The organism is Lachnospiraceae bacterium oral taxon 500, from assembly GCA_002999035.1.
In the GTDB taxonomy this organism is placed as follows: Bacteria; Bacillota; Clostridia; order Lachnospirales; family Vallitaleaceae; genus W11650.
Genome location: CP027241.1, coordinates 2,824,762 through 2,848,551, shown reverse-complemented (window position 1 = coordinate 2,848,551; position 23,790 = coordinate 2,824,762). Strand labels below are relative to the sequence as shown.

Annotated in this window: 12 protein-coding genes; 11 read left to right on the top strand and 1 reads right to left on the bottom strand. The window is 49.2% G+C overall.

The window, feature by feature from the left end:
• Nucleotides 1–45: 45 nt before the first annotated feature.
• The 5 genes from C3V36_12960 to C3V36_12940 all read left to right on the top strand — a co-directional run bounded on the left by C3V36_12960 (nt 46) and on the right by C3V36_12940 (nt 12,019).
• Nucleotides 46–5,871, top strand: coding sequence for a hypothetical protein (locus tag C3V36_12960; protein ID AVM70074.1), 5,826 nt, complete (start codon nt 46–48; stop codon nt 5,869–5,871).
• Between the two features lie 17 nt (nt 5,872–5,888).
• Nucleotides 5,889–8,618, top strand: coding sequence for a hypothetical protein (locus tag C3V36_12955; GenBank protein ID AVM70073.1), 2,730 nt, complete (start codon nt 5,889–5,891; stop codon nt 8,616–8,618).
• A gap of 138 nt (nt 8,619–8,756) precedes the next feature.
• Nucleotides 8,757–9,197 carry a peroxiredoxin gene (locus tag C3V36_12950; GenBank protein ID AVM70072.1) on the top strand — a complete coding sequence of 147 codons (441 nt, stop codon included), beginning with the start codon at nt 8,757–8,759 and terminating at the stop codon, nt 9,195–9,197.
• Nucleotides 9,198–9,416: 219 nt separating this feature from the next.
• Nucleotides 9,417–11,072: a dihydrolipoyl dehydrogenase gene (gene lpdA, locus C3V36_12945; GenBank protein ID AVM70071.1), complete on the top strand. Its 1,656-nt coding sequence runs from the start codon at nt 9,417–9,419 to the stop codon at nt 11,070–11,072.
• A complete protein-coding gene (locus C3V36_12940; GenBank protein ID AVM70070.1) occupies nt 11,069–12,019 on the top strand; it encodes a hypothetical protein in 951 nt (316 codons plus the stop codon). Before lpdA ends, C3V36_12940 begins: the two co-directional genes overlap by 4 nt.
• Here C3V36_12940 and C3V36_12935 read toward each other — a convergent pair.
• A complete protein-coding gene (locus C3V36_12935) occupies nt 12,016–12,909 on the bottom strand; it encodes an AraC family transcriptional regulator (protein AVM70069.1) in 894 nt (297 codons plus the stop codon). The genes C3V36_12940 and C3V36_12935 overlap by 4 nt on opposite strands.
• A gap of 504 nt (nt 12,910–13,413) precedes the next feature.
• Here C3V36_12935 and uxuA point away from each other — a divergent pair.
• From uxuA to C3V36_12905, 6 genes are all read left to right on the top strand, one after another.
• Complete coding sequence (gene uxuA, locus C3V36_12930) at nt 13,414–14,487, top strand: mannonate dehydratase (protein AVM70068.1); 1,074 nt, start codon at nt 13,414–13,416, stop codon at nt 14,485–14,487.
• A 146-nt stretch (nt 14,488–14,633) separates the two neighbouring features.
• Complete coding sequence (locus C3V36_12925; protein AVM70067.1) at nt 14,634–16,268, top strand: mannitol dehydrogenase family protein; 1,635 nt, start codon at nt 14,634–14,636, stop codon at nt 16,266–16,268.
• On the top strand, nt 16,265–17,668 hold the full coding sequence (locus tag C3V36_12920; GenBank protein AVM70066.1) for a glucuronate isomerase: 1,404 nt from the start codon (nt 16,265–16,267) through the stop codon (nt 17,666–17,668). Before C3V36_12925 ends, C3V36_12920 begins: the two co-directional genes overlap by 4 nt.
• A 466-nt stretch (nt 17,669–18,134) precedes the next feature.
• Nucleotides 18,135–20,096, top strand: a complete 1,962-nt coding sequence (locus C3V36_12915) for a hypothetical protein (protein AVM70065.1) — start codon at nt 18,135–18,137, stop codon at nt 20,094–20,096.
• A complete protein-coding gene (locus C3V36_12910) occupies nt 20,089–21,420 on the top strand; it encodes a biotin carboxylase (protein AVM70064.1) in 1,332 nt (443 codons plus the stop codon). Before C3V36_12915 ends, C3V36_12910 begins: the two co-directional genes overlap by 8 nt.
• Nucleotides 21,421–21,540: 120 nt before the next feature.
• The gene (locus C3V36_12905; GenBank protein AVM70063.1) at nt 21,541–23,778 is read left to right on the top strand and encodes an ATP-dependent helicase; all 2,238 of its coding nucleotides are present in this window, start codon (nt 21,541–21,543) and stop codon (nt 23,776–23,778) included.
• Nucleotides 23,779–23,790: the final 12 nt, after the last annotated feature.

Sequence of the window (23,790 nt, the reverse complement as noted above, 5' to 3'; positions counted from 1 at the left end):
CCTGTTGATAAAGAAAAATGAGCGCGGCAGTCAAAGGGAGCAAAAATGAAAGCAGTCATTGAGTACAATAAAATACTGAGTTACGTCACCTATTTGAATAAGGTGCCGGTGATCCGGTCTATTCTTTTGCAAAATGACGGAGAAGAAGCGCTGGAGCAGGTGGAAGTACATATTTTTTGGGAGCAGCCGGTCGGTGAGCAGTGGCGGCAGACCGGGATCCGCTTAGAGCCGGGGCAAAGCCTGAAGCTGAATCTGGTGGTTAAGCTTTTCGGCAAAGAGTTTGCGGCTATGACTGAGGGCTATAACACGGCCTTTCAAGTTGTAGTAAAAAGCGGGGAAGAACTGCTGTATCAGGAAAGCTGTGCCGTTCAGATCTTAGCCTATGATCAGTGGTTGGGCAGTAATTATCATCCGACTTTGATTGCTTCTTTTGTTACCCCGAATCACCCGCTGATTGCCGGAGTTGTTCGCCGGGCCGGGGAAATTTTAAAAAATTGGAATCTGGCGCTGACCGGCTATCAAACGCAGGATAAAAATGATGTTCGGGCGCAGATGAAAGCCGTTTATCTGGCGCTGCAGGCGGAGGGAATCAACTATATCAGCGCGCCGCCTGCTTTTGAGCAGCTTGGGCAGCGGATTCGGCTGGCCGATGAAGTGCTGACCGGCAAATTGGGCAACTGTATTGAATTGGCGGTGCTGTTTGCCGCCTGTCTGGAATATATTGGCTTAAATCCGTTGATTATTTTATTCAGAGAGCATGCCTTTGCCGGCTGCTGGCTGGAAGATCAAACCTTTCCCGGCAGTGTTGACGATGATATTGCTGCTTTGACGAAGCGGCTGGCGAAAGGAATCCAAAGGATTGAACTGGTGGAAACGACTTTGCTTACCAGCCCGCAGCCAGTTAGTTATGAGGACGCGGCGGTTAAGGCGGAAGAAGAGTTACTCAAAGAACAGGAGTTTGAATATCTTTTGGATGTGGCTAAGGCTCGCTCTTTGGGGGTAAGGCCGCTGCCGCAGAGAATGGAATTATTGCCTGCAGCCGAGGCCCTGGAAACAGCGGCAGTGGGTCAGGCGGGAGAAGCCGGCATATTGGCCGCACAGCCTGAGGCGCTGGAAGCCGGTGGTGATATTGAAGTGATTACCAGCCGGAAGCGTTCCAAGCTGAAAGTTTGGGAATCGAAGCTGCTGAATCTGACACTGCGTAATAATTTGTTGAATTTTAGACCAACTCGGCGCAGCATTTCAATTTTGGAGGGCGATCTGAACCTGCTGGAAGACAATCTGTCCAGCGGGCAGGAGTTTTCATTGATGCCGTGCCCGGCGGAAATAGAGGCGGAAAGGCGCAAGGACAAGGAATATTCCTATACCCGCAGCTTAAAAGACGAATACCGCGAATACATGAATGCGGAAATGAAAAGCCGGCGGCTGGTAACGCTGCTCGGTGAGGATGACCTTGATTTTGCTATCAAGGCTCTGTATTATACAGCCCGGACAGAATTGGAAGAGAACGGCGCCAATACCCTATTTGTAGCTATGGGCTTTTTGCAGTGGTTTGAAACCGATTTGTCCAAGCAAGCGCGCTATGCGCCGATTTTGCTGTATCCGATTGAAATGATTCGCAAATCGTCCGCCAAGGGTTATGTCATTCGTTACCGCGATGAAGAAGTGCAGGTTAATACCACGCTTTTGGAGAAACTGCGGATGGATTTAAACCTGGAATTTCCTGGATTAGTTCCGCTGCCGATGGACGAGCATGGCGTGGATGTCAAAAAGATTTTAAATACGATCCGGACAGGAATTTTAAATAAAAAGGGCTGGGATGTGATTGACGCCAGCTATATTGCACTTTTTTCCTTTAATCAGTTTGTGATGTGGAACGATATTCACAGCCGAAGCGAGGAACTGATGGAAAACCCGATTGTCGGGAGCCTGATGCAGGGCAAAATGAACTTTGTCACGCCGCCGCTGATTGACGGCAAGGAAATTGACCAAACCGATTTATTTTTTAATAATGCCGTCCTGATGGACGCCGATTCATCGCAGTTAGTGGCGGTTTATTCAGCAGCGGGCGGGAGCAGCTTTGTGCTGCATGGGCCGCCCGGTACCGGAAAATCACAGACAATTACCAATATTATTGCTTCGGCGCTGTATAATAATAAATCTGTGTTGTTCGTGGCCGAGAAAATGGCAGCCTTAAATGTGGTTCAGTCCCGGCTGGAAAAAATCGGACTGGGTGACTTTGCTTTGGAGCTTCATTCCAATAAAGCCAAAAAAGGCGAAGTTTTAGCCAAGCTGGGCCGGATATTGGACAGGCAGAAAAATGGTGAAATTAAGGAAATCCGGCAAAAGAGGGAAAGCCTGTCAAAGCTTCGCGATACGATTGCAGCCACGACAGAAGCCCTGCACCGGACCGGTCAAAATGGATACAGCATTTATGAAATGATTGCCCTTTATGAAGCACAGGGAGCAGGCGAAACCTATCCGATTGGGGAGCTGGCCGCCGGCTTAACAAAGGAGCAGGTGCAGCAGATCAAACAGGCGATAGAGCGCTATTTACCACTGTTTGCGGAGGTGGAGCCCGTGCCGGTTAATCCGCTCCGCTTTATTCAGAACTTTGCCTTGAGTTTTAAGGAAAGAGAAGAACTGCGGACGATTTTGATGAGTCTGGTTCCGGATTTACAGCAGTTGACGGAGCAAAAAGGCGGACTGGACGATATTTTAGCGGATAAGAACGATTTTTTAACGGTCAGCGGCTTTATTGCTTTGATTGCCGATATGACAGCGGCGGAAGTTTTGCTGTGGCCGGATATTTTAAACTGGAATCAGCCGGAAGCAGACGACCGGACAGCGGAAACGATTGCTTGGGGCAAAAGGCAGAGAGAGCTGCGGCAGGTGATATTGGCTGAGTTTCAGCCGGCAGTTTTGCAGTTGGACGCTGCCGGGCTTTTGCTGGCTTGGAAACAAGCCGGACAGAAATGGTTTTTAGGCAAATGGCTGGAACAAAATAAGATTAAGAAAAGTTTGATGCTGTACCGGACGTCGGCAGAAGCTTTAAATCAAGCGGAAATAGAGGGGAAACTGGCGCTTTTATCGGAATATGCCGAACTGACGGCAAAAATCAGTTCCTTTATGACTCCGCAGGCCGAACGCTTTGCCGGTTTATGGCGGGTAGAAGAAACGGACTGGGAGCAGATTGAAGCAGCAGCGGCAGCGGCGCGCCGGATAACGGAAGCCTTAAGGCGGCTGTACCGGGGTGACCGGACTTTAAACTTGTCGGCATGGCTGGAGAGCGTACAAAAACAGGGCTGGCTTTTTTATAAGGAAGATAAAAAGCCGGCAGCCTCCGGGTTATCGGCTTTGGCAGCCGAAATCGCCGAAAAGCAGCGGCGGCTGGAGGAACTGGCGCAGGGCAGTTTTCTGGCGGAAAACTTTGACCTGGTCGGAGCCAAACAGGAGGCGGAAGCCGCTTTGGCGGCTTATACCCGACTGGATCAATGGTTAGCTTATGTACGGATACGGACAGAGATTGAGAGGCTGGGTGCGGGCATTTTCAGCCAAAAAACGGAAAACGGTAAAATCCGGCCGGAGGAACTGAAAGCGGCGGCTCTGCGCTCACTTATGTATTACGGTGTGATTGAGGCGCTGGAGCGGGAAAAGGAGCTGACGGCCTTTAATCATCATAATTTTGAATATTTGCTGGCTGAGTACCGGCAGGAATTAAAACTGGTAACGGAAATGACCCGGCTGGAGTTGATTGAAAAGCTGACTGCCAATATTCCGCAGCCTTTTGGCGATATTAACGCCGGTTCGGAACTGGGTGTACTGAAAAAAGCAATTAAAAACAGCGGCCGCGGCCTGTCGCTTCGCCGGCTCTTTGATATGACGCCGAATGTTTTGCGCCGGCTTGCGCCCTGTATGCTGATGAGCCCGATTTCCATTGCCCAGTATATTGACCCGTCGTTCCCCAAGTTTGATTTGGTCATCTTTGATGAGGCATCGCAGGTCAATACCCACGAAGCGGTGGGGGCGATTGCCCGGGGCAGTCAGCTGATCGTGGTGGGCGACCCCAATCAGCTGCCGCCGACCTCTTTCTTCAAAGGCAATTTTGACGAGGAAGACATCGAGTTTGAAGAAGCCGATCAGGACAGTGTTTTGGATGAATGTCAGGCCATTCTTTTCCCGGAGCTGCACTTAAAGTGGCATTATCGCTCCAAGCATGAAAGCCTGATTGCGTTTTCCAATTCGCAGTATTATGAAAATAAGCTGTACACTTTTCCGTCCTACAATGATTTGGAGTCTAAGGTCAGCTTAGTACAGGTGGAAGGTTTTTATGACCGGAGCGGTACCAAGCAGAATGAAGCCGAAGCGGAAGCGGTGATTGCCGAAATCCGGCGGCGGCTTTTGGATGAACGGCTCCGGCGGCAGTCGCTGGGCGTTGTTACCTTTAGCTCGGTGCAACAAAAGCTGATTCAGGTTAAACTGGATGAGCTGTTTGCGGCGCATCCGGAATTAGAGGAATACGCCGGGGCTTCCGGAGAGGAAATTTTTGTGAAGAATCTGGAGAATGTTCAGGGCGACGAGCGGGATGTGATCCTGTTTTCCGTTGGCTACGGGCCGGATCAAAAGGGCAAAGTCACGATGAACTTTGGGCCGCTCAATCAAAGCGAAGGCTGGAAGCGGCTGAATGTTGTGGTTTCCCGTTCACGGGAGGAAATGATTGTCTATGCGGTGTTAAAGCCCGAGCAAATTGACCTGTCCCGGACAGATTCGCTGGGGGTAGCGGGCCTAAAGCGCTTTTTGGAGTTTGCCCGCAATAAGAATACGCTGACAGTCGATGTGCAGACGGTTCGTCTGAAAAAAGATGAGCTGATTGATACGATTGCGGCGGAACTGGAAAGCGCCGGATTTTCGGTGGTCAAACAGGTTGGCCATTCCAATTACCGGATTGATATCGGCGTGGTTGATAAAGACCGGCCGCAGGAGTTTATGGCGGCGATTGTACTGGATGGCTATCAGTATTATGAAACGCCGACGGTCAGAGACCGAACGATTGTGCAGCCGACCATGCTGGGGCGGCTGAAGTGGAAAGTGATTCCGGTTTGGACTTTGGACTGGTTTAAAAATAAAGCGGCAGTGCTGGAAATGATTCTGGGGCGGCTGGCGGAGATTGCAGCAGAGAAAGAACAGGAAAAAGCGGCCGCAGCAGAAGCGGAGCCAAGCGTTTCAGCTGCACCGGTTAAAGCAGATGCAGCGGCATTTTCCAAGGAAAGCTTTGCGATTGAATATGAACCGGCACCGGTCAAGGAACAGATTTATTATGAAGCTTATCCGCTGGCGCCGGAGCAGTACCCCAAAGAAGCGTTTTACACCGGTGCGGCGACTGGGCTGATGGTTCGGCTGATGAGCGATATCATCGAGTGGGAGGCGCCGATCGTGGAGGATGATTTATTCCGGCGGATTTTAAGTGTCTGGGGAATTAGTCAGTTAGGCGCAAAGCTGACGGAGGTCTTAAAACAGGCAGCGGCACAGACCGGAGCGTTTTATTTGCTGGATGATGAGCAAAATACATACTGGCGAAGCCGGGAGCAATATGAAGCCGGGATTTCTCCCCGGCGCTGCCGGACGGACCGGCGTAAGTTTCCTTATGTCTGCGATGATGAAATTGCGGCTACCATTTTGGAGATTTTGTCGGAGCAGATTAGTTTGGACTTTAAAAATCTCTGCCGGGAAGTGTTTAAGTTCCACGGCTATAATATGCTGGGTGAAGAAGCACAAAATAGAGTTTATGGCTGTTTAGGCGGATTGATTGCAGGAGATAAGGTAATAGAGGAGGATGGGCGTTATATCAAGGCAACAGAACCATTGCAATAGAAACGGAAGGAAAAGGGATGGACGGAACCTGGGATAAAACGGATGAATATTATGGAGAAAAAGGGCTGACCGAATGTTTGAAGCGAATGGCGGCAATCAATGACCCGAATGAAGCAATCGCAGATTTGCTGGCATTTTTAGGTGAAAAATGTTTTGCCCGGCGAGCCTATATTTTTGAAAAGAGTGAGAATCATACCTTCAGCAATACTTATGAATGGTGTGCGCCGGGAACTGCCACCAAAAAAATGCTGCTTCAGAACGAATCTCTGGATATGATCAGCGGGTGGTTGGAATTGTTTGAGCAGAATCAAACGGTGGTTATCAAAAATACCGAGGATATCAAAGCCGACTATCCTCAGCTTTATGCTACCTTAAAATCGGAGGATATTGATTCTTTGGCGGCCGCGCCGGTGCGGATTAAGGGAGAACTGGTTGGTTTTATCGGGGTGGATGCTCCCGATTTAGACAGGATTGACAAAATTATGCTGTTTTTATCAAAAATCAGCTATTTTGCTTCTTTTGAGTTGGAACGGCGGAGCTTAAATGACCAATTGGAGTATGTCAGCGATCACGATCAGCTGACAGGAGCGTATAATCGGCAGGCCTACCGTGATTTTTTAGATGATTTTCCGGGCAATGCGTCCGTCGGTCTTTTATACAGCGATATTTCCGGCTTAAAGCAGGTCAATGCCGACAGCGGATACCAGCAGGGAGACCAAATGATCTGCTTTTGGTATAAAGTCCTGAAAGAAACATTTCCGACCGCTCCGATTTACCGGGTCGGCGGCGATGAATTTGCGGTCATTTGCGTCGGCAGCCGGGAGAAGGATTTTAAAGAAGCAGTTTCCAAATTGCAGGCGTTTATTTTTAACAATGAAAATCATCTGGCGACCGGCAGCGTGTGGGAGGCAGAGGCTCCGGCCGATCTGCGGTCATTGCTGGCTAAAGCCGAACAGCAGATGTATGCCGATAAAGCGCTGCATTACCACCAAATCAATCCGGTTACCGGGCAGTCCAGAGACCGGCGGCAGCCGGTGGTTTACAATTCTTTGCCGGAGAAGATAAATCGGGACGGAAGCGAAGAGCTGGCTCAATATCTGCATAATAATTATTTTGATCCGCTTCTCTTTTTTAAAGCGCTGTCATTGTCGGAGTATTACCCGTACATCGGCGATTTGCAGTCTAATTTATTTTACGTTTCCGATGAAATGCGGGATGTTTTCGGGCTTTCAAGCAATATCGTGTCTGATTTAGTCAGTGTTTGGGGCAGCCGGATTACCGACCCGAAGGATGCCGAAATCTTTCGGGAGGATATTGCCCAGATTCTGCGGGGGGAAAAAGACGTTCATGATTTGTATTATCGAATCAGGGACAAGAAGGGCGATGATATATGGGTTCACTGTCACGGTTTGATCAAATGGAATCAGGATAGGACAAAGCCCTTGTTTTTCGCCGGTGGAATCGCTCACCAGAAGAAAGATTTTACAGTTGACAGCATGACTAATTTTCCTAAGGAGTATGCAGCGCTGCAAAAAATCAGGGAATTACAGGAACAGAAGGAAAAGCTGATCACTATCGGTTTTACTTTAAATAATTTTTCGGAGATCAATGAGCTGCGGGGCCGTCATGCCGCCAATCTTTTTTTAGGCAAAGCGGCCAAAAGCTTAGCAAAGAGTTTTGATAATCGGCTGATGTTTTATCGGCTGGACGGAATGCGCTTTTTGGCGATTGTTTTGCCGGGCTGTCCGGATTCACCGGAAGAATTGGTTCGGCAGATCAGGGAAGCTGTCAGTGAAGTTTATTACGGGAGTAATATCATGGTTCAGGCGCCCTGCTCTTTTGCGGTGATTTCCGAAAACGGTGAGGAGAATCTGCCGCAGGATATTCTGGTCAATATGATGGCGCTTTTGACACAGGCTAAGAATACACCGGAAAAAGAATACCTGACATATTCGCGCGAGGACGTGTATTTCAAAAAAGCCAAGGCGCAAATGATGATGGAGCTGAACAAAAATGTGCTGGACGGATTTAAAAACTTTCGGATTGCGATTCAGCCGGTGGTTTCCACGCAGGATATGAAGGTTATTTCCGGTGAGGTGCTGCTGCGCTGGAGCTATGAAGGCAAAGACGTTTCGCCGAGCATTTTTGTGCCGATGCTGGAAAACAGCCGCTTGATTTTAAAGGTCGGTCAATGGGTGCTGGAACAGGCGGTTCGTACCTGTAACCGGGTCTTGACATATTTGCCGGATTTTTATTTGGCAGTCAATGCCAGCTACTATCAGATTATGGATCCCGGCTTTTTGCCGTTTGTGGAAGAAACTCTGAAAAAATATAATTTTTCCGGAAAGCATCTGGTACTGGAGATGACAGAAACGCATTATGATGAAGCGCCGGCTAAGGTTCGCCAGTTTGTGGAAAATTGCCGGGAGCTCGGTATCAGGGTGGCGATTGATGACTTTGGCGACGGCTATGCTTCGCTTGCCTTTTTAATCAAATATCCGGCGGCAGTTGTTAAGCTTGACCGGAGCCTGATTAATGAAATGGCCGCTTCGGATGACAATATCAATTTTATTGCCAGTATCGTTTATGCCTGCCATAGGTTTGGCAAAAAAGTCTGTGCCGAGGGAGTGGAAACGGAGGAGGAGTTTTCTGTTATCAAGGCTTCGGGCTGTGACTTGATTCAGGGCTATTATTTTTACAGACCGCTGGAATTGAAAAACTTTTATGAGCTTTTGCCGGGAAAATAAAATGGGCATGAAAAAGGCGGACAAGCGATTTTCGACTTTTTTACTGTAAATTTAAGAAAAAATCAATCAATTGACTTTTGATTCAAACTATACTAAAATATAAACAGACAAATAAATGATAAAAAAGGAGGAAATATCATGCTTACAACTTTTAAGGCAACAGCGAAAAAATTACCAGCAGGTTTGCAGGTAGAAACAGAGTCAAGAGGATTTAAAATCCTGATGGATGAACCGGAAGAGTTGGGCGGTACCAATGCGGCCATGAATCCGGTGGAAGCGGTTTTGTGCGCCTTGGGAGCTTGTCAGACAATTGTGGCAAGTGCCTTTGCTCAGGCCAATGATTTTACCTTTGAAGAGTTTCATGTTGAGCTGGAGGGCGATTTGGATCCGGATGGCTTTATGGGGCTGGCTGATGTAAGAAACGGTTTTCAGGAGATTCGTTTTACCATGAACTTTAAAACCCAGGAATCGCAGGAAAAAACGGAGCAGTTTGCCGAGTTTATCGAAAAGACCTGTCCGGTTGGCGATTGTCTGGCGAATGGCGTTAAGCTGGTTAAAAGCGGAGTAAAAAGATATTAAGGCGGTGCCGTAACCGGATAATAAGATAGGAAAGTCATTGGCTTTCCTATTTTCATATGTCGGTTTAGAAAGCGGCAGCCGGGAATGGCGGTTTGCGGGAGATTCGTACTCTCAAAAAGTAGGGTTAGCCGCCTGTTATAGCGGAAAGCAAAACTTTAGGCGGAGAAAAGATAAACCATAAATGTCTGAGGAAGGCTTGACAGAATAGGAAGGAATAAAATGTATGAGATAAAAATGATGGCGGTGGCCGGCAATAAGCCGAATCTGGTCGGCAGCATTGAGGTAAAACTTCAGGATAAGGTCGAAAAAGATCAGGTTTTGCTGACGATTGAAACGGCCAAAGGCAAGCGGACGATAAAAAGCGGCTGGTCAGGCATTGTGGCGGCGATCAAGGTCGCGGTCGGAGATGTTGTGACGACCGGTCAGACCTTGGTGGAGATAGAGGCGGAAGCAGAAGCGCCGGCGGCCGATGCGCCGGCAGTCGAAAATAAGCAATGGATTGCTAAGGACGCAGAATTATTGATTATCGGCGGCGGACCGGGCGGTTATGTAGCGGCAATTTACGCGGCCATGCAGGGGACAAAAGTGGTTTTGGCGGAGCAGGCCGATTTAGGCGGGACTTGCTTAAACGAAGGCTGTATTCCGACAAAAAGTTTTATTGAATCAGCCGAGCTTTATGACCGGCTTCACCATTTATCGGAATTTGGCTTATCGGCCGACCATGTCGCTTATGATTTTAAGCAGATAGCCGACAGAAAAGACCGGATTGTGGCTGATTTGAAAAATGGGATTGTGTCTTTGCTGAACAGCCGTGGGGTTGAGGTTTTGACCGGCCGGGCGGAGTTTCGGGATGACCGGACAGTGGCGGTTTATGGGCAGGAAAATTATTTGTTGACTTGTCAACAGATAATCATAGCAACGGGGGCGAGGCAGGCAGTGCTGCCGATTGAAGGGATTGATCTTGACTGCGTGATGACCAGCCGGGAAGCACTGGCACTAAAAAAACTGCCGCAGTCTGTGACCATCATTGGCGGCGGAGTCATCGGCATGGAGTTTGCTTTTATTTTCCGTAGCTTTGGGGTGGAGGTTCATGTCATAGAATTTATGGACAGTATTTTATCCGGCATTGACCCGGAAGCCTCCCGGCTGCTTCGGGAAATTGCCGGCCGAAAGGGAATCCGGTTTAGTACGGCCGCCAAGGTGGAAAGCATTAAAAAGGCCGAAAATAATATGGCGATAGTGGCTTACCGTAAGGATGGCGAGCTGCATTATACCGTCAGCGAGAAAGTCTTGGCGGCAGTTGGCCGGGTGCCGAATACGGAGGGGCTGGGTTTGGACAAGACCGGTGTGGAAGTGGTGAAAGGCGCAGTTAAAACCGATCAGTGTTTGCGGACGGCGGTCAGCCATATTTATGCCATCGGCGATGTAACTAATATCATGCAGTTAGCGCATGTAGCCAGCCATCAGGCGATAGCGGCGGTTGATCATATATTAGGCAAAAATCATATTATGGCCTATGATGCGGTTCCGGCAGTGATTTTTACCCGTCCGGAAATTGCAGCGGTCGGTCTGTCGCAGGCGGATCCGGATAAACATATGGTTTCCCGTTTCGATTTTGCCGCTAACGGCAAGGCTTTGGTGAAAGGCGAAACCGAAGGCTTTGTTAAATTGATCAAGGAAAAAGAGAGCGGCCGGATTGTCGGCGGTGTGATCATAGGCCCGGATGCTTCCGTTATGATCAATACATTGACTTTGGCAGTCAAGGAAAAAATGAGGGAGCAGGAACTGTCATCCATGATTTTTCCGCACCCGACTACCGGAGAAGCACTGCATGAGGCGGCGATGGGGCTGTCGATCGGAGCGCTGCATCAATGAGATATGCTTTGATTGAAAATACCGGATATCTTCCTTATTACAATATTGCTTTGGAGAAATATCTGTTTGACCATTGCCGCCAGGACGAAATTCTTTTATATTTATGGGTCAATGATCCCTGCGTAATTGCCGGCTGCCATCAGAATGTGCTGCTGGAGTGGGATAATAACTTTTTGAAGAAAGAAGGGATTTATCCGGTTCGGCGGTTGACCGGCGGCGGCTGCGTGTATCAGGACAGAGGCAACTTAAATTACAGCTTTATTTCCAGGCTGGAGCATAAGGCAGTGGAAAAATGGCTGAATATTATATTAAATGCCGTGAATCGGTTTGGCTTAACGGCTGATTTGAGCGGTCGGAATGATTTGACGGTCGGCGGCCGGAAATTTGGCGGCACGGCTTGGCTGGAAGAAGATGACAAGATTCTTTTTCACGGTACTTTGATGGTTGACGTTGATATCGCGCGGATGGAGCGCAGTTTAACGCCCAGTTTTTTAAAGTTTGAAGGCAAGGCGATTGCTTCGGTCAGAAGCCGGGTTGTCAATTTGCGGGAATGCAGTCCTAAGCTGCAAAGCGAAGCCCTGGCGGCGGCGATTGTCAGCAGTTTTGCGGAGGAGTATGGCCAGCCGGAATGTTTAAAAATAGAACAAAAAGCGGAACTGGAAGCAGACGCGGCGCGGCTGGCGGCGCCGGAGTGGATTTATAATAAGAATGCCAGCGGCAATATTTTACTGGAATATAAACGGCAGGGGGAGCTGGTGCAGCTAAACCTGACCGTCCGGGAAAATACGATTACCGGAGCGGAAATCTTTACCGACAGTGTAGACGTTTTGCCGTTAGCGCGGTTGAAAGAGCGGCTGATTGGTGCGAAATATACGGAAAGTGATTTTGCAGAGATTTTAGATGAGGTTTTAGGCCGGAGAGATTCCCTTTTTCCGCAGCAGCCTTAATCTTTTCCCGGTGAAGCCTGCGGGCAGCCGACATATTGCTGCCGGTATTCTTTGGGCGACAGGCCGTATTCTTTGCAAAAAGCCTTGTAAAAACTGGAATAATCCTTAAAACCATAGAGCAGAGCGGCCTCGCTGATTTCGCAGCGCCCTAAAATGGCATCGCGCGACATGGCGAGGCGTTTTTTTAGGATATACTGATGCAGAGAAATGCCGAGATTTTGCTTAAAAATATGGGAAATATGATATTTGCTGACAAAAAATATTTTGGACAGCCGTTCCAGGGAAAGATCATCTTCTAAATGTTCCTGAATATAGGTTAAAAGGTTTTGATACAAATTGTTTTCTGACTTGGGTCGGGGCAGGGCTTCCGCTTCGTATACACTCCGGTTCAAAAAAAGGAGCAGATCACACACCGTTAGAGTGAGTTTGGTGGCCTTGCCAAAGCGATCCGAGGTTCGCTCTTCAATCAGCTGAAAAAGTCGGGACTGGATTGCGTAAAAACTGAAGATATCAAAATGGTATAAATATTTGCCGGTTTGTTCGGCCTGACGGGCGAGATAGCCGTAATCCGGCGAAAGCTGAATCAGCTGCTGATAATATTCGCGGCTGATCCAAAAGATAAAGCGCTGATAAAAAAGGTCGGAGTTTAAAATCCTGACATGATGCGGGATTCCCGGCGGAATCAGAATCATATCGCCGGAATAAGGAGAAAAAGAACGGCCGTCGATATCCATCAGGATTTCCCCGCCCAGGAAAAAATAAAACTCATAATAATCATGACGGTGTCCCGGTACGCTTTTAACGTCTTTATCGCTGTAATAAAAAATTTCAAAGTCCTGAGAGATCATATACTGCCGTGGACTGAAAACAGTCTGTAATTTCTTTTTCATACGACTCCTTTCTGCCGGCCGGTGATTTCTGTTACCGGGCCAATCTTTTTAACGCAGCTTTTTCCTGCCGTTTGCCTTTTGCCCACCGCCGGCCAAACAAAAGCCGCAAACACCTGATCAGTAATCTCTTGATTTTCGGCGAATTACAAGTGATTTTCTTAATGTAACAACAATATCATAAAACCGCAACTTTTGCAATGTGAATCACAATATAATCAATGGTTTTTTTCAAGGAAAGCGATATACTGAAAGCAGTAGGAAAATGGAATTCCGCTATGCAGGATTCCTGATTTTAATAAACAGCAGCAGTTTCGGTAAGTCATTTGTAATTCGCTGAAATGTCAATGGATTATAAGTGTGAGCCTTAAACAAATGGATATTTATGCTTGCTGCTTTCCATGAAAGCGAGCTTTCCGGTGGTATTAAGCTAAATATCTGCTAACTTTGCTGCACAACAAGTAGAAGCCAGCGGCGGGAAACGCCGGGAAAGAGAGGAACAGCAGTATGGAAATGACGCTGAGATGGTACGGGAGCAAATTTGACACAGTTACACTCAAACAAATCCGCCAGATTCCGGGGGTAACTGGTGTGATTACGACTTTATACGATACAACACCGGGCGAGGTCTGGAGCCGGGAACGGATTCGGGCGCTGAAGGAAGAAGTAGCGGCGGCTGGGATGCATATCGCGGGCATTGAGAGTGTCAATGTGCACGACGCGATTAAGATTGGAAGTGCCGATCGGGATCAATATATTGATAACTATATTGAAACGCTCCGTCATTTGGGGCAGGAGGATATTCATTTGGTCTGCTATAATTTCATGCCGGTCTTTGACTGGACGAGAACGGAGTTAGCCAGAGTGCGGCCGGACGGCTCGACGGTGCTGGCTTACACGCAGGCCGCGGTGGATGCACTTGACCCGGAAAAAATGTTCGCTTCGATTGCCGGCGATACCAACGGCACGATTATGCCGGGTTGGGAGCCGGAGCGCATGGCCAGAGTTAAAGAATTGTTTGCTATGTACAAAGAGGTAGATGATGAAAAGTTGTTTACCAATCTTCAGTATTTCCTAGAGCGGATTATGCCGGTGTGCAATGAATATGATATCAAAATGGCAATTCATCCCGATGACCCGGCTTGGAGTGTCTTTGGTCTGCCGCGGATTATTATCAATAAGGAAAATATTCTGCGTTTGATGAAAATGGTGGATGATCCGCATAACGGCGTTACTTTCTGCTCCGGTTCTTACGGTACCAATTTAGAAAATAATCTGCCGGAAATGATTCGGGCGCTGAAGGGGCGGATTCACTTTGCTCATGTCCGCAATCTCAAGTTCCACAGCCCGACCAATTTTGAGGAAGCGGCGCACTTATCCAGTGACGGTGATTTTGATATGTATGAAATCATGCGGGCTTTATATGAGACTGGCTTTACCGGCCCGATTCGGCCCGACCATGGCCGGATGATTTGGGATGAAGTGGCGATGCCCGGCTACGGTTTATATGACCGGGCGCTGGGAGCAACATATTTAAACGGCTTATGGGAAGCTATTGATAAGGCCCACCGGGCAAAATAATATGGTTTTTCGGCCGGCCGGTTTGCAGCCGGACAGGGAGAAAAGGATGCCGGTGGCGGAAAAAACGGCGCGCCGGAACAGAGCAAGAGGCCGGGCCAAGGGCAGTGCGGCAAAAGAAACAGAGTGAAAGGACGAAGGAGAAGCGTATGATTTTAAATGAAGCGGGATTAAAAGAGAAACAGCAGTGGATAGAAAAGGGCTACGCTTTGCCGGAGTTTGACCGGGAGCAGGTCAAAGCGGCGACGGCGGAGGCTCCGGTTTGGCTGCACTTCGGCGCGGGCAATATTTTTCGGGCTTTTTTGGCAAATGCCGCCCAAAAGCTGTTAAACAGCGGGGATTTAAAGACCGGGATTGTTGTGGCCGAGGGCTATGATTATGAGATTGTTGAGAAAATGAACCGGCCGCATGATGACTATTCGATTCTGGTAACGCTAAAAGCCGACGGCAGCATTGAAAAAACGGTGATTGGCAGTATTACGGAGTCCTGTATTTTAGACAGCGGCCGGCCGGCGGAGTTTGCGCGGTTGAAAACAATTTTTGCCGCACCTTCGCTCCAGATGACCACTTTTACGATTACCGAAAAGGGTTATAGTTTAGAAAACAGCCGGGGAGAGCGTTTTCCGGAAGTGGCGGCCGATATGGCGGCCGGCCCGGATCAGCCGCAGAGTTATATGGGCAAAGTGGCGGGGCTTTTGCACCATCGTTTTTGCCGGGGAGCGCATCCGCTGGCCATGGTCAGTATGGATAACTGCTCGCATAACGGTGATAAGCTGTATGCGGCGATTCATGCTTTTGCCCAGGCCTGGGAGCAGGCAGGACTGGCTAAGCCCGGCTTTTTACAATATGTAGAGGATAAAAAGAAGGTTTCGTTCCCATGGACAATGATTGATAAAATTACCCCCCGGCCGGATGCCTCGGTTGAGGAAATACTGAAAGCGGACGGGATTTTGGAGCTGGCACCGGTGACGACCGGTAAAAAAACCTATGTCGCACCGTTTGTCAATGCCGAAGAATGTGAATATCTGGTGATTGAAGATACTTTTCCGGCTGGGCGGCCGCCGCTGGAAAAGGCAGGCTTTTTCTTTACCGATGCGGCGACGGTGGATAAAGTTGAGCGTATGAAGGTCTGCACCTGTTTAAATCCGCTGCATACAGCACTGGCGGTATTTGGCTGCCTGCTGGGCTATCAAAAGATTTCGGATGAAATGAAGGATGAGGATTTGGTCAGGCTGGTCGAGCGGATTGGTTACCGGGAAGGCTTACCGGTGGTGGTGCATCCCGGAATTCTTGACCCGAAAGAGTTTATTGATACAGTGCTGAAGGTACGGGTGCCGAATCCCTTTATGCCGGATACGCCGCAGCGGATTGCGACCGATACCTCGCAAAAGCTGGCCATTCGGTTTGGGGAAACAATTAAAAATTATCAAAAACAGGGCTTACCGCTGGCGGATTTGCAGGCGATTCCGCTCGTATTTGCCGGTTGGCTCCGCTACCTGCAAGGCGTTGACGATCAGGGCAAGTCTTTTGAATTAAGTCCGGATCCGCTGCTGGACAAGGTTTGTCCTTATGTTAAGGATTTGACGGCGGAAACAGAGCTGTTACCGGCCCTGCGACCGCTGCTGGAGGACGAGAAAGTTTTTGGCGTTAACTTGGCTGCAGTCGGAATGGCGGAAACGGTTTGCCGTTATTTGCAGGAAATGCTGACCGGCCCGGGAGCCGTTCGCCGCAGTTTGCAAAAATATGGGAAAGAGTGGCAACACGCAGAAAGGGGAAAAAGATGAAGCAATTTATGGATCGGGATTTTTTATTATCCACAAATATGGCCAAACATTTGTATCATGATTATGCGGTGCATCAGCCGATTATTGATTATCACTGCCATTTAAGTCCGCAGGAGATTTATGAGGATATTAAGTTTACCAATATCACGCAGATGTGGCTGGCCGGCGATCATTACAAATGGCGGCAGATGCGGTCAAACGGCGTGGAGGAATACTATATTACCGGGGCGGCGTCCGACCGGGAAAAGTTTCAAAAATGGGCAGAAACCTTGGAAATGGCCATCGGTAATCCGCTCTATCATTGGAGTCATCTGGAACTGCAAAGGTATTTTGGTTATGAGGGGCATTTAAACGGGAGAACCGCCGAGGAGGTTTGGCAGTTTTGCTGTCAAAAGCTGGAAAATGGCTCAATGTCGGCGCGCAGCCTGATTAAAGACAGTAAGGTTAAGCTGCTTTGCACGACCGATGACCCGGTTGATTCCTTAGAGTGGCATCGTTTGCTGAAAGAGGACGGCTTTGCAGTTAAGGTTTTGCCGGCATGGCGGCCGGATAAAGCGGTTCATTTGGAAAAAGAGGGCTATCTCCCCTATTTGGCCCAGCTGGAAGCAGTCAGCGGTGTCAAAATCGACAGCTTTGCTGACTTGAAGCAGGCTTTGCACCGGCGGATGGACTTTTTTGCTGAAAACGGCTGTGTGGTATCCGATCACGGCTTAGAATATGTGATGTATGCACCGGCGACAGAAGCAGAGATTGAGGACATTTTCGCGCGCCGGCGCCGGGGCGAGACGCTGACCGGTGAAGAACAGGCCCGGTATAAAACGGCGCTGCTGGTTGCGCTGGGCCGGGAATATGCCGATCGAGGCTGGGTCATGCAGCTGCATTTTGGCGCGATTCGCGACCTGAATACTAAGATTTTTCAGGCTTTGGGGCCGGATGCCGGAATTGATGCCATAAATAATTACGCCCCGGCTAAGGAATTGGGGCAGTTTTTAAATGCGCTGACGATTACAGATCAGCTGCCAAAAACAATCCTATATTCGCTCAATCCCATTGATAATGCGGTGATTGGTTCGGTCATGGGCTGTTTTCAAAGCAGCGATGCCGTCGGTAAACTTCAGCATGGCAGTGCCTGGTGGTTTAACGACCATCAGACCGGTATGCGGGAGCAAATGACGGAATTGGCTAATCTTGGCCTTTTGGGAAACTTTGTCGGTATGCTGACCGACTCGCGCAGCTTTTTGTCCTATGCCCGGCATGAATATTTCCGCCGGATTTTATGTGATTTGATTGGCGGCTGGGTGGAAAATGGCGAATATCCGGCCGATCAGCAGGCGCTGCGCAAAATCATTGAGGGCATTTGCTATGGGAACGTCAAACGCTATTTTGGATTTGAGTGCTAAATTGGCTCTATTCCGCTGAGAGAGCGGGTGCCCTGTCGAAACGCTTCGCGTTTCTGTGCGGGTGCACAACCTACATGGACTCCACTTTTGGCAATTTGCCTATCGTTCCCGCCCGTCGTCGAAAGGCGTAGCCTTTCTGGAAGCAACCTGCCCCTGGTCGAAACACTATGCGTTTCTGCCCGGGTGGGCGACCTACCTGATCGAAAGCTCCGCTTTCTGCCCGGGCGGGCAATCTGCCTAAAAAAGACTGTTCTAGTTTTGCAGAATATGGGAAAGTTGAGGAATTAAGCTAAAAAACTCGTTAAGGCTCCGGCTTTTGCCGGAGCTTTTGCATTGGTGGATATTAAGCAGTCAAATTTTATGGCAGTTTTAGCGATTATCCTATTGGCTTGACGCCGATTTTCGAATATAATTAAAGCAATAAGGAAAAACGAAAAAGGCGGTTTAAAAATAGAACGGAGAAATTATGCGCTTATCGGAACTGATCACCTATGCGGCGGAAAAATTTAATATTCTGGAGCAGAAAAAATGGAAGGAGTTTTCCGGCTTTTCGGTCTTGGCTGATCGCGGAACCAACCAATGGGTAGCGCTGTTAATCCGAAAGTGGAGCCGGGAGACGGGCAGGATGACGGAGTTTTGCGATATGAAATGCGGGCAGGAAAATATTTTAAAAGTTTCGGCGTCCTATTTGTCAGCGCCTTACCGGATGCGCGGTCGGGATTGGATCGGCATTCAGTTTCATGAAGCGACCGAGCAGGAAGTTGTTTACCGGCTGTTTGATCAGGCGGTTGAGCGGAATCATCAAACCGGCGTGACCATTACCTTAGATAATAATTTTAATATACCGGAGTCAAAGTATCAGGATACACCGCTTCGTTTTGAGGTCGGTGCGGACGGCCAAGAGCCGGATATACCGGCCAAAATACGGGATATGCGCAGACTTTATCGGCGGGGAGACGGTTCGCTTCGGCAAAAGGCTGAGAACTTTTACCGGCAGGGCAAGTTTATGGAGGATTATGAAGATAACGCCGGCTGGGAGGGTGAATTTCGGCATTATTTTCCGACGTATCAAGATTTGAGCCTTGGTCAGTTGCGGGGATATTTTGCCTGGCGGGCGGAAATCCGGAAAGGAAATTATCAGCGGATTGCGACTTCGCTGGCCTATATTTATTTATATGAGCTGCTCAACGGAATCGGAACGGCTTCGGTCGAGGACAGTCTGCACCGGATGAAAGAGTTTGAAACGAATTATATTGATTCGGGTATCGGCGATTCGGGCATTCGCCAAAACCTGCGGCGCTGGATGCTTGAACTGGCAGTACTAAACGGGATTCATCCGGAGACAGCCAGAGAATGCGCCGATCCCGAAATGCTGGAGCAGGATGAAGCCTTGGCGGTGCTGCGCGCTCCGGCGGCGCATAATGAGCAGGAAACTTTTAAAGCCTTAGATATCTTGTCCGGTCATAAATTATCGGCCTCTGTTGTCATAAAAAAGCATGAAAGCGAAGGTGCTTCTTTATTTGCCGAGGTCTGGCGGGTGGCATCAGCCCGGCATCAGGAGCGGGGGAGGAATTTATTTAAAGAATGTTTTGGAGACTTACGCGCTTACCGCTGGTATCCGCTGGCTAATGCTGTTTTTTTAGATACGAAAAGCCCTGAACCTATCGTTTACGCATTGAACGCATGCCGGGAATACAGTTTTCAAGACGGAGAGTGGAACGAAAAGGCATATCATCAGCTGCATTTTAATAAATCCAAGTTTGCCGGACTGATTCGGGCAGCGGACAGAAAATTACGGGAGTATTTAAAGACCGGTTATTTTCTGCGGGAAAGAAGCGAGGAAGCCTGGGCGGTGCCTTATATCAATGCGGTAATTGAGGCAGATCAAAGAAATAAGGCCGAAGCGGCCAAACCAAAGGTCTTGATTCGCTTTGCTGATTTGGATCAAATCCGGCAGGATGCGCGGGAAACCATGGACAGTCTTTTGTCTGAGGAAGAAAAGCGAGTGCTGGCGGTAGAAACCGAAGGCAAAGAGTCTGCAGGCAAAGAGATAAGGCAGGCTTTAGAGCAAGAAACGGTTGATTTCGGGGAAAAGCAGGCTCTAAAGGGAGAAATGGCCGCAGGCGGGGAAAGCGCGGATAGCGCGGATAGCGGCAATGCGGACAGTGATAATGCGGCCAAGGCAGATAGGCTTAATTTGAATGAAACCGAGTTTCAGGTGCTTAACCTGCTTTTGGCAGATAAACCGGTCAAGGCGCTCCTGGCTGAGCGGCATAGTCTGCCGGAGGTGGTTGCCGACCGGTTAAATGAAGCCTTTTTTGAGGAAGTCGGCGACACGGTGGCCGCGTGTGAGGCGGGAACTATCACACTTGTTTCCGAATACCGGGAAGATGTCCGCAGGCTAATGGAAGGGGAAAATTATGAGTGAAATAAACAAAAAAGTGCCGAGGCGAATTGCTCAGACCGTTATCAATTCTTTAAAAGGCGGGGTAGTACCTCGAATCGGGCTGCCCTATATTACGGTCGGTCGGAAAAATGAAATTCAGGCGCTGTTGCGGGATGTTGATATTATTTCCGAGGGCGGGGCGGCCTTTCGCTTTCTGGTTGGCCGGTATGGTTCGGGCAAAAGTTTTCTGCTGCAAACGATTCGCAATCATGTCATGGATCGGGGCTTTATTGTCGCCGATGCCGACCTCTCGCCGGAACGGCGGCTTCAGGGGACGCAGGGCCAGGGACTGGCCACTTACCGGGAGTTGATGGGGAACCTTTCCACCAAAACCAAACCGGAAGGCGGAGCGCTGACATTGATATTGGATCGTTGGATCAGCGGCGTGCAAACAGGAGCGGCGGCGGAAAGCGGTTTAACTCCCGGCGATCCTGGCTTAACGACTTTGGTTGATAAAAAAATTTATGAGGTAACCGCCTCTTTAAGCGAACTGGTACATGGCTTTGAGTTCGCCAGGCTTCTGTCGACGTATTATCATGCCTATATTAATGGCGATGATGAAATGAAAGCGAGGGTGATTCGCTGGTTTCGCGGCGAATATCACCTGAAGCGGGAGGCGAGAGAGGAGCTGGGAGTTAATATCATCATCAGTGATGACGACTGGTATGATTACTTAAAGCTGTTTGCCGTATTTTTCAGACGGGCCGGCTATGCCGGCATGATTATCATGATTGACGAGTTGGTTAATATTTTTAAAATTTCCAATTCCATTACCCGGCAGTATAATTACGAAAAAATACTGACCATGTATAATGATGCTTTGCAGGGAAAAGCCCAATATATCGGAATTATTATGGGGGCGACACCGCAGACAATAGAAGATAAACGGCGCGGGCTTTACAGCTACGAGGCATTGCGTTCACGCTTGGCTGAGGGGCGCTTTTCCCAGCCCGGTGCCAGAGATTTACTGGCGCCGGTGATTCGGCTGGAAGCTCTGACTGCGGAAGAAATGTTGATTTTATGTGAAAAGCTGGCGGTCATTCACGCGGATTTGTATGAATATCCGCAAGCGCTTTCAACCGAAGAGTTGGCGGCTTTTGTTAAACTGGAGTTTGAGAGGGTCGGGGCGGACATCAATATAACACCGCGTGAAGTGATCCGGGATTTTATTGAGCTTTTAGATTTGCTGTACCAGCACCCGGGGCTGTCAGTTAGCGAGTTATTGGCCTCGGATGAATTTACTTTTGCTAAGTCGGATGCCGTATCGGACCGGGCGGAGGGGAGCTATGCCGAGTTTACCATTTAAACCGATAGCTTAAAACTGAGGGTGTAAACGAATATAGCTTAAAGGAGAGGACAACTGTCGGTTGTTAGGGTTATGTCTTAAAACTATGGATATAAATTAAAATAGCTTAAAGGAGAGGGAATGGACGTTTTTAAAAGGTATGCTGCTTTTATTCAGGATTATATTTATCGTTCCGGCTGGCAGGCGCTGCGGGCTGTCCAGAATGCCGCCGGTGACGCCATTTTTCATACGGATGACAATGTCCTTTTAACGGCTTCGACGGCTTCCGGCAAAACTGAGGCGGCATTTTTTCCGGTTTTAAGCCTATTGGCGGAAAATCCGTCGGCTTCGGTCGGAGTTTTATATATTGCGCCGCTTAAAGCCTTAATCAATGACCAATTTGGCCGGTTAAATGAGCTGTGCGCCGAAGAAGGCATCCCGGTAACAAGATGGCATGGCGATGTGCCGCAATCGCAAAAAAGGCGGCTCCTGAAAAAACCGGCCGGAATTTTGCAGATTACGCCGGAGTCGCTGGAATCCCTGATGATTAATAAGTATATGGAGATTCCTTCGCTGTTCGGAGATTTGCGCTTTATTATCATAGATGAGATTCATTCCCTGCTTCGGGGCGACCGGGGCGGACAAACTTTTAGCCTGATTGAAAGGCTGTGCCGGCTGGCGGCCTGTAATCCCAGAAGAATCGGTCTGTCCGCCACCATCGGCGATCCGGCGGAAGCCGGAAAGTTTTTGGCGGCGGGCAGCAGCCGGGGAACGGTTATTCCCAGATTTGATGGTGGGAAAGAGGTTTGGCGCTTATCAATGGAGCATTTCTTTAATACTCCGCCCCAAGCCGGCGAAGGCAAAGCCGTGAGAGAAGACGCACCGCCGTTAGAGGCGGCCTCTGCTCAAGCGCCGCAGGCAGCCGACCCCGGTATCGGATATATCTTTGAGCATACCAAAGGCCGGAAATGTTTAGTCTTTACCAATTCCCGGGAAGAATGCGAATCGGTTTGCCAGCGTTTGCGGCAGTATTGCGAAGCCAATGGAGAGCCGGACCGGTTTTTGATCCATCACGGCAATCTGTCTGCATCTTACCGGGAGAGCGCCGAAGAGGAAATGAAAGATGATGACTCGGTGCTGAGCGTATGCGCAACGGCTACGCTGGAGCTGGGGATTGATGTCGGCCGGCTGGAGCGGGCGTTTCAAATTGATGCTCCGTTTACGGTTTCCGGATTTTTGCAGAGAATGGGCAGAACCGGCAGGCGCGGCAGTCCGTCTGAGATGTGGTTTGTGATGCGGGAAGACCATCCCGAGCCCCGGGCGATGTTTCCGGCTATGATTCCGTGGTATCTGATTCAGGGAATTGCCATTATCCAGCTCTATATTGAGGAACGTTTTGTTGAGCCGCCGCGGACGGATCGGCTGCCCTTTTCTTTGTTGTATCATCAGACGATGAGCACTCTGGCTTCCGGCGGTGAGATGTCGCCGGGTGAACTGGCCTCCAGGATTTTACCGCTGGCGGTATTTAACCGGATAACGGCCGATGATTTCCGGGTTCTGCTCCGGCATTTGCTGGAAATCGACCATATCAGCCGGACAGAAAACGGCGGGCTGATTGTCGGCCTAAGCGGCGAGAGAATTGTCAATAATTATAAGTTTTATGCGGTGTTTCAGGAAAATATAGAATATACCGTGCATGCTGGCTCGCAGGAACTGGGAACGATTGTCATGCCTCCGCCGGTAGGTGATAAGATTGCTATTGCCGGTCGGGTTTGGGTGGTAGAGGAAGTTGACCATAAGCGCCGGGAGTTGTACTGTTCGCTGGTAAAGGGTAATATTCCGGCGTATTTCGGTGATGTGGCCGGTGACATTCACACCCGGATTTTGGAGCGAATGCATCAAGTTCTGCGGGAAGAAAAGCAGTACCCGTATTTATTAAATCACGCGCTTTACCGGCTGGCAGACGCCAGAAATACATTTGCCAAATCGGAGATGGAAAGACGGCCGCTGATTTCGCTGGGCGGAAAAATGTGGGCTCTCTTTCCGTGGCTGGGCAGTTATGCTTTTTTGGCGTTGGAAAGGTTTTTAAAGCTGCGTTGCGGCCAAAGACTGGGACTTAAGGGCATGAATCCGGCCAGGCCCTATTATTTACAGTTCACCATGCAGGTCAGTGAGGCGGAATTTTATCAAATTACGGCTGAGGAAGCGGCCAAGGACTTTGAACCGTTGGAGCTGATTTATCCGGGCGAGGTTCCGGTTTTTGAAAAGTATGATGAGTATGTGCCGGAGGAATTGATTAAAAAGGGCTTTGCCTATGGTGTGCTGGATATCAAAGGCATGAAAAGCCGGGTCCTTGGCTGGCAGGGTCAGGGGCGATAGAAAGGATATCAA

Coding starts and splice junctions, on each gene's coding strand:
- C3V36_12960 (AVM70074.1), top strand. CDS start 46: ATGAAAGCAGTCATTGAGTACAATAAAATACTGAGTTACGTCACCTAT.
- C3V36_12955 (AVM70073.1), top strand. CDS start 5,889: ATGGACGGAACCTGGGATAAAACGGATGAATATTATGGAGAAAAAGGG.
- C3V36_12950 (AVM70072.1), top strand. CDS start 8,757: ATGCTTACAACTTTTAAGGCAACAGCGAAAAAATTACCAGCAGGTTTG.
- lpdA (AVM70071.1), top strand. CDS start 9,417: ATGTATGAGATAAAAATGATGGCGGTGGCCGGCAATAAGCCGAATCTG.
- C3V36_12940 (AVM70070.1), top strand. CDS start 11,069: ATGAGATATGCTTTGATTGAAAATACCGGATATCTTCCTTATTACAAT.
- C3V36_12935 (AVM70069.1), bottom strand. CDS start 12,909: ATGAAAAAGAAATTACAGACTGTTTTCAGTCCACGGCAGTATATGATC.
- uxuA (AVM70068.1), top strand. CDS start 13,414: ATGGAAATGACGCTGAGATGGTACGGGAGCAAATTTGACACAGTTACA.
- C3V36_12925 (AVM70067.1), top strand. CDS start 14,634: ATGATTTTAAATGAAGCGGGATTAAAAGAGAAACAGCAGTGGATAGAA.
- C3V36_12920 (AVM70066.1), top strand. CDS start 16,265: ATGAAGCAATTTATGGATCGGGATTTTTTATTATCCACAAATATGGCC.
- C3V36_12915 (AVM70065.1), top strand. CDS start 18,135: ATGCGCTTATCGGAACTGATCACCTATGCGGCGGAAAAATTTAATATT.
- C3V36_12910 (AVM70064.1), top strand. CDS start 20,089: ATGAGTGAAATAAACAAAAAAGTGCCGAGGCGAATTGCTCAGACCGTT.
- C3V36_12905 (AVM70063.1), top strand. CDS start 21,541: ATGGACGTTTTTAAAAGGTATGCTGCTTTTATTCAGGATTATATTTAT.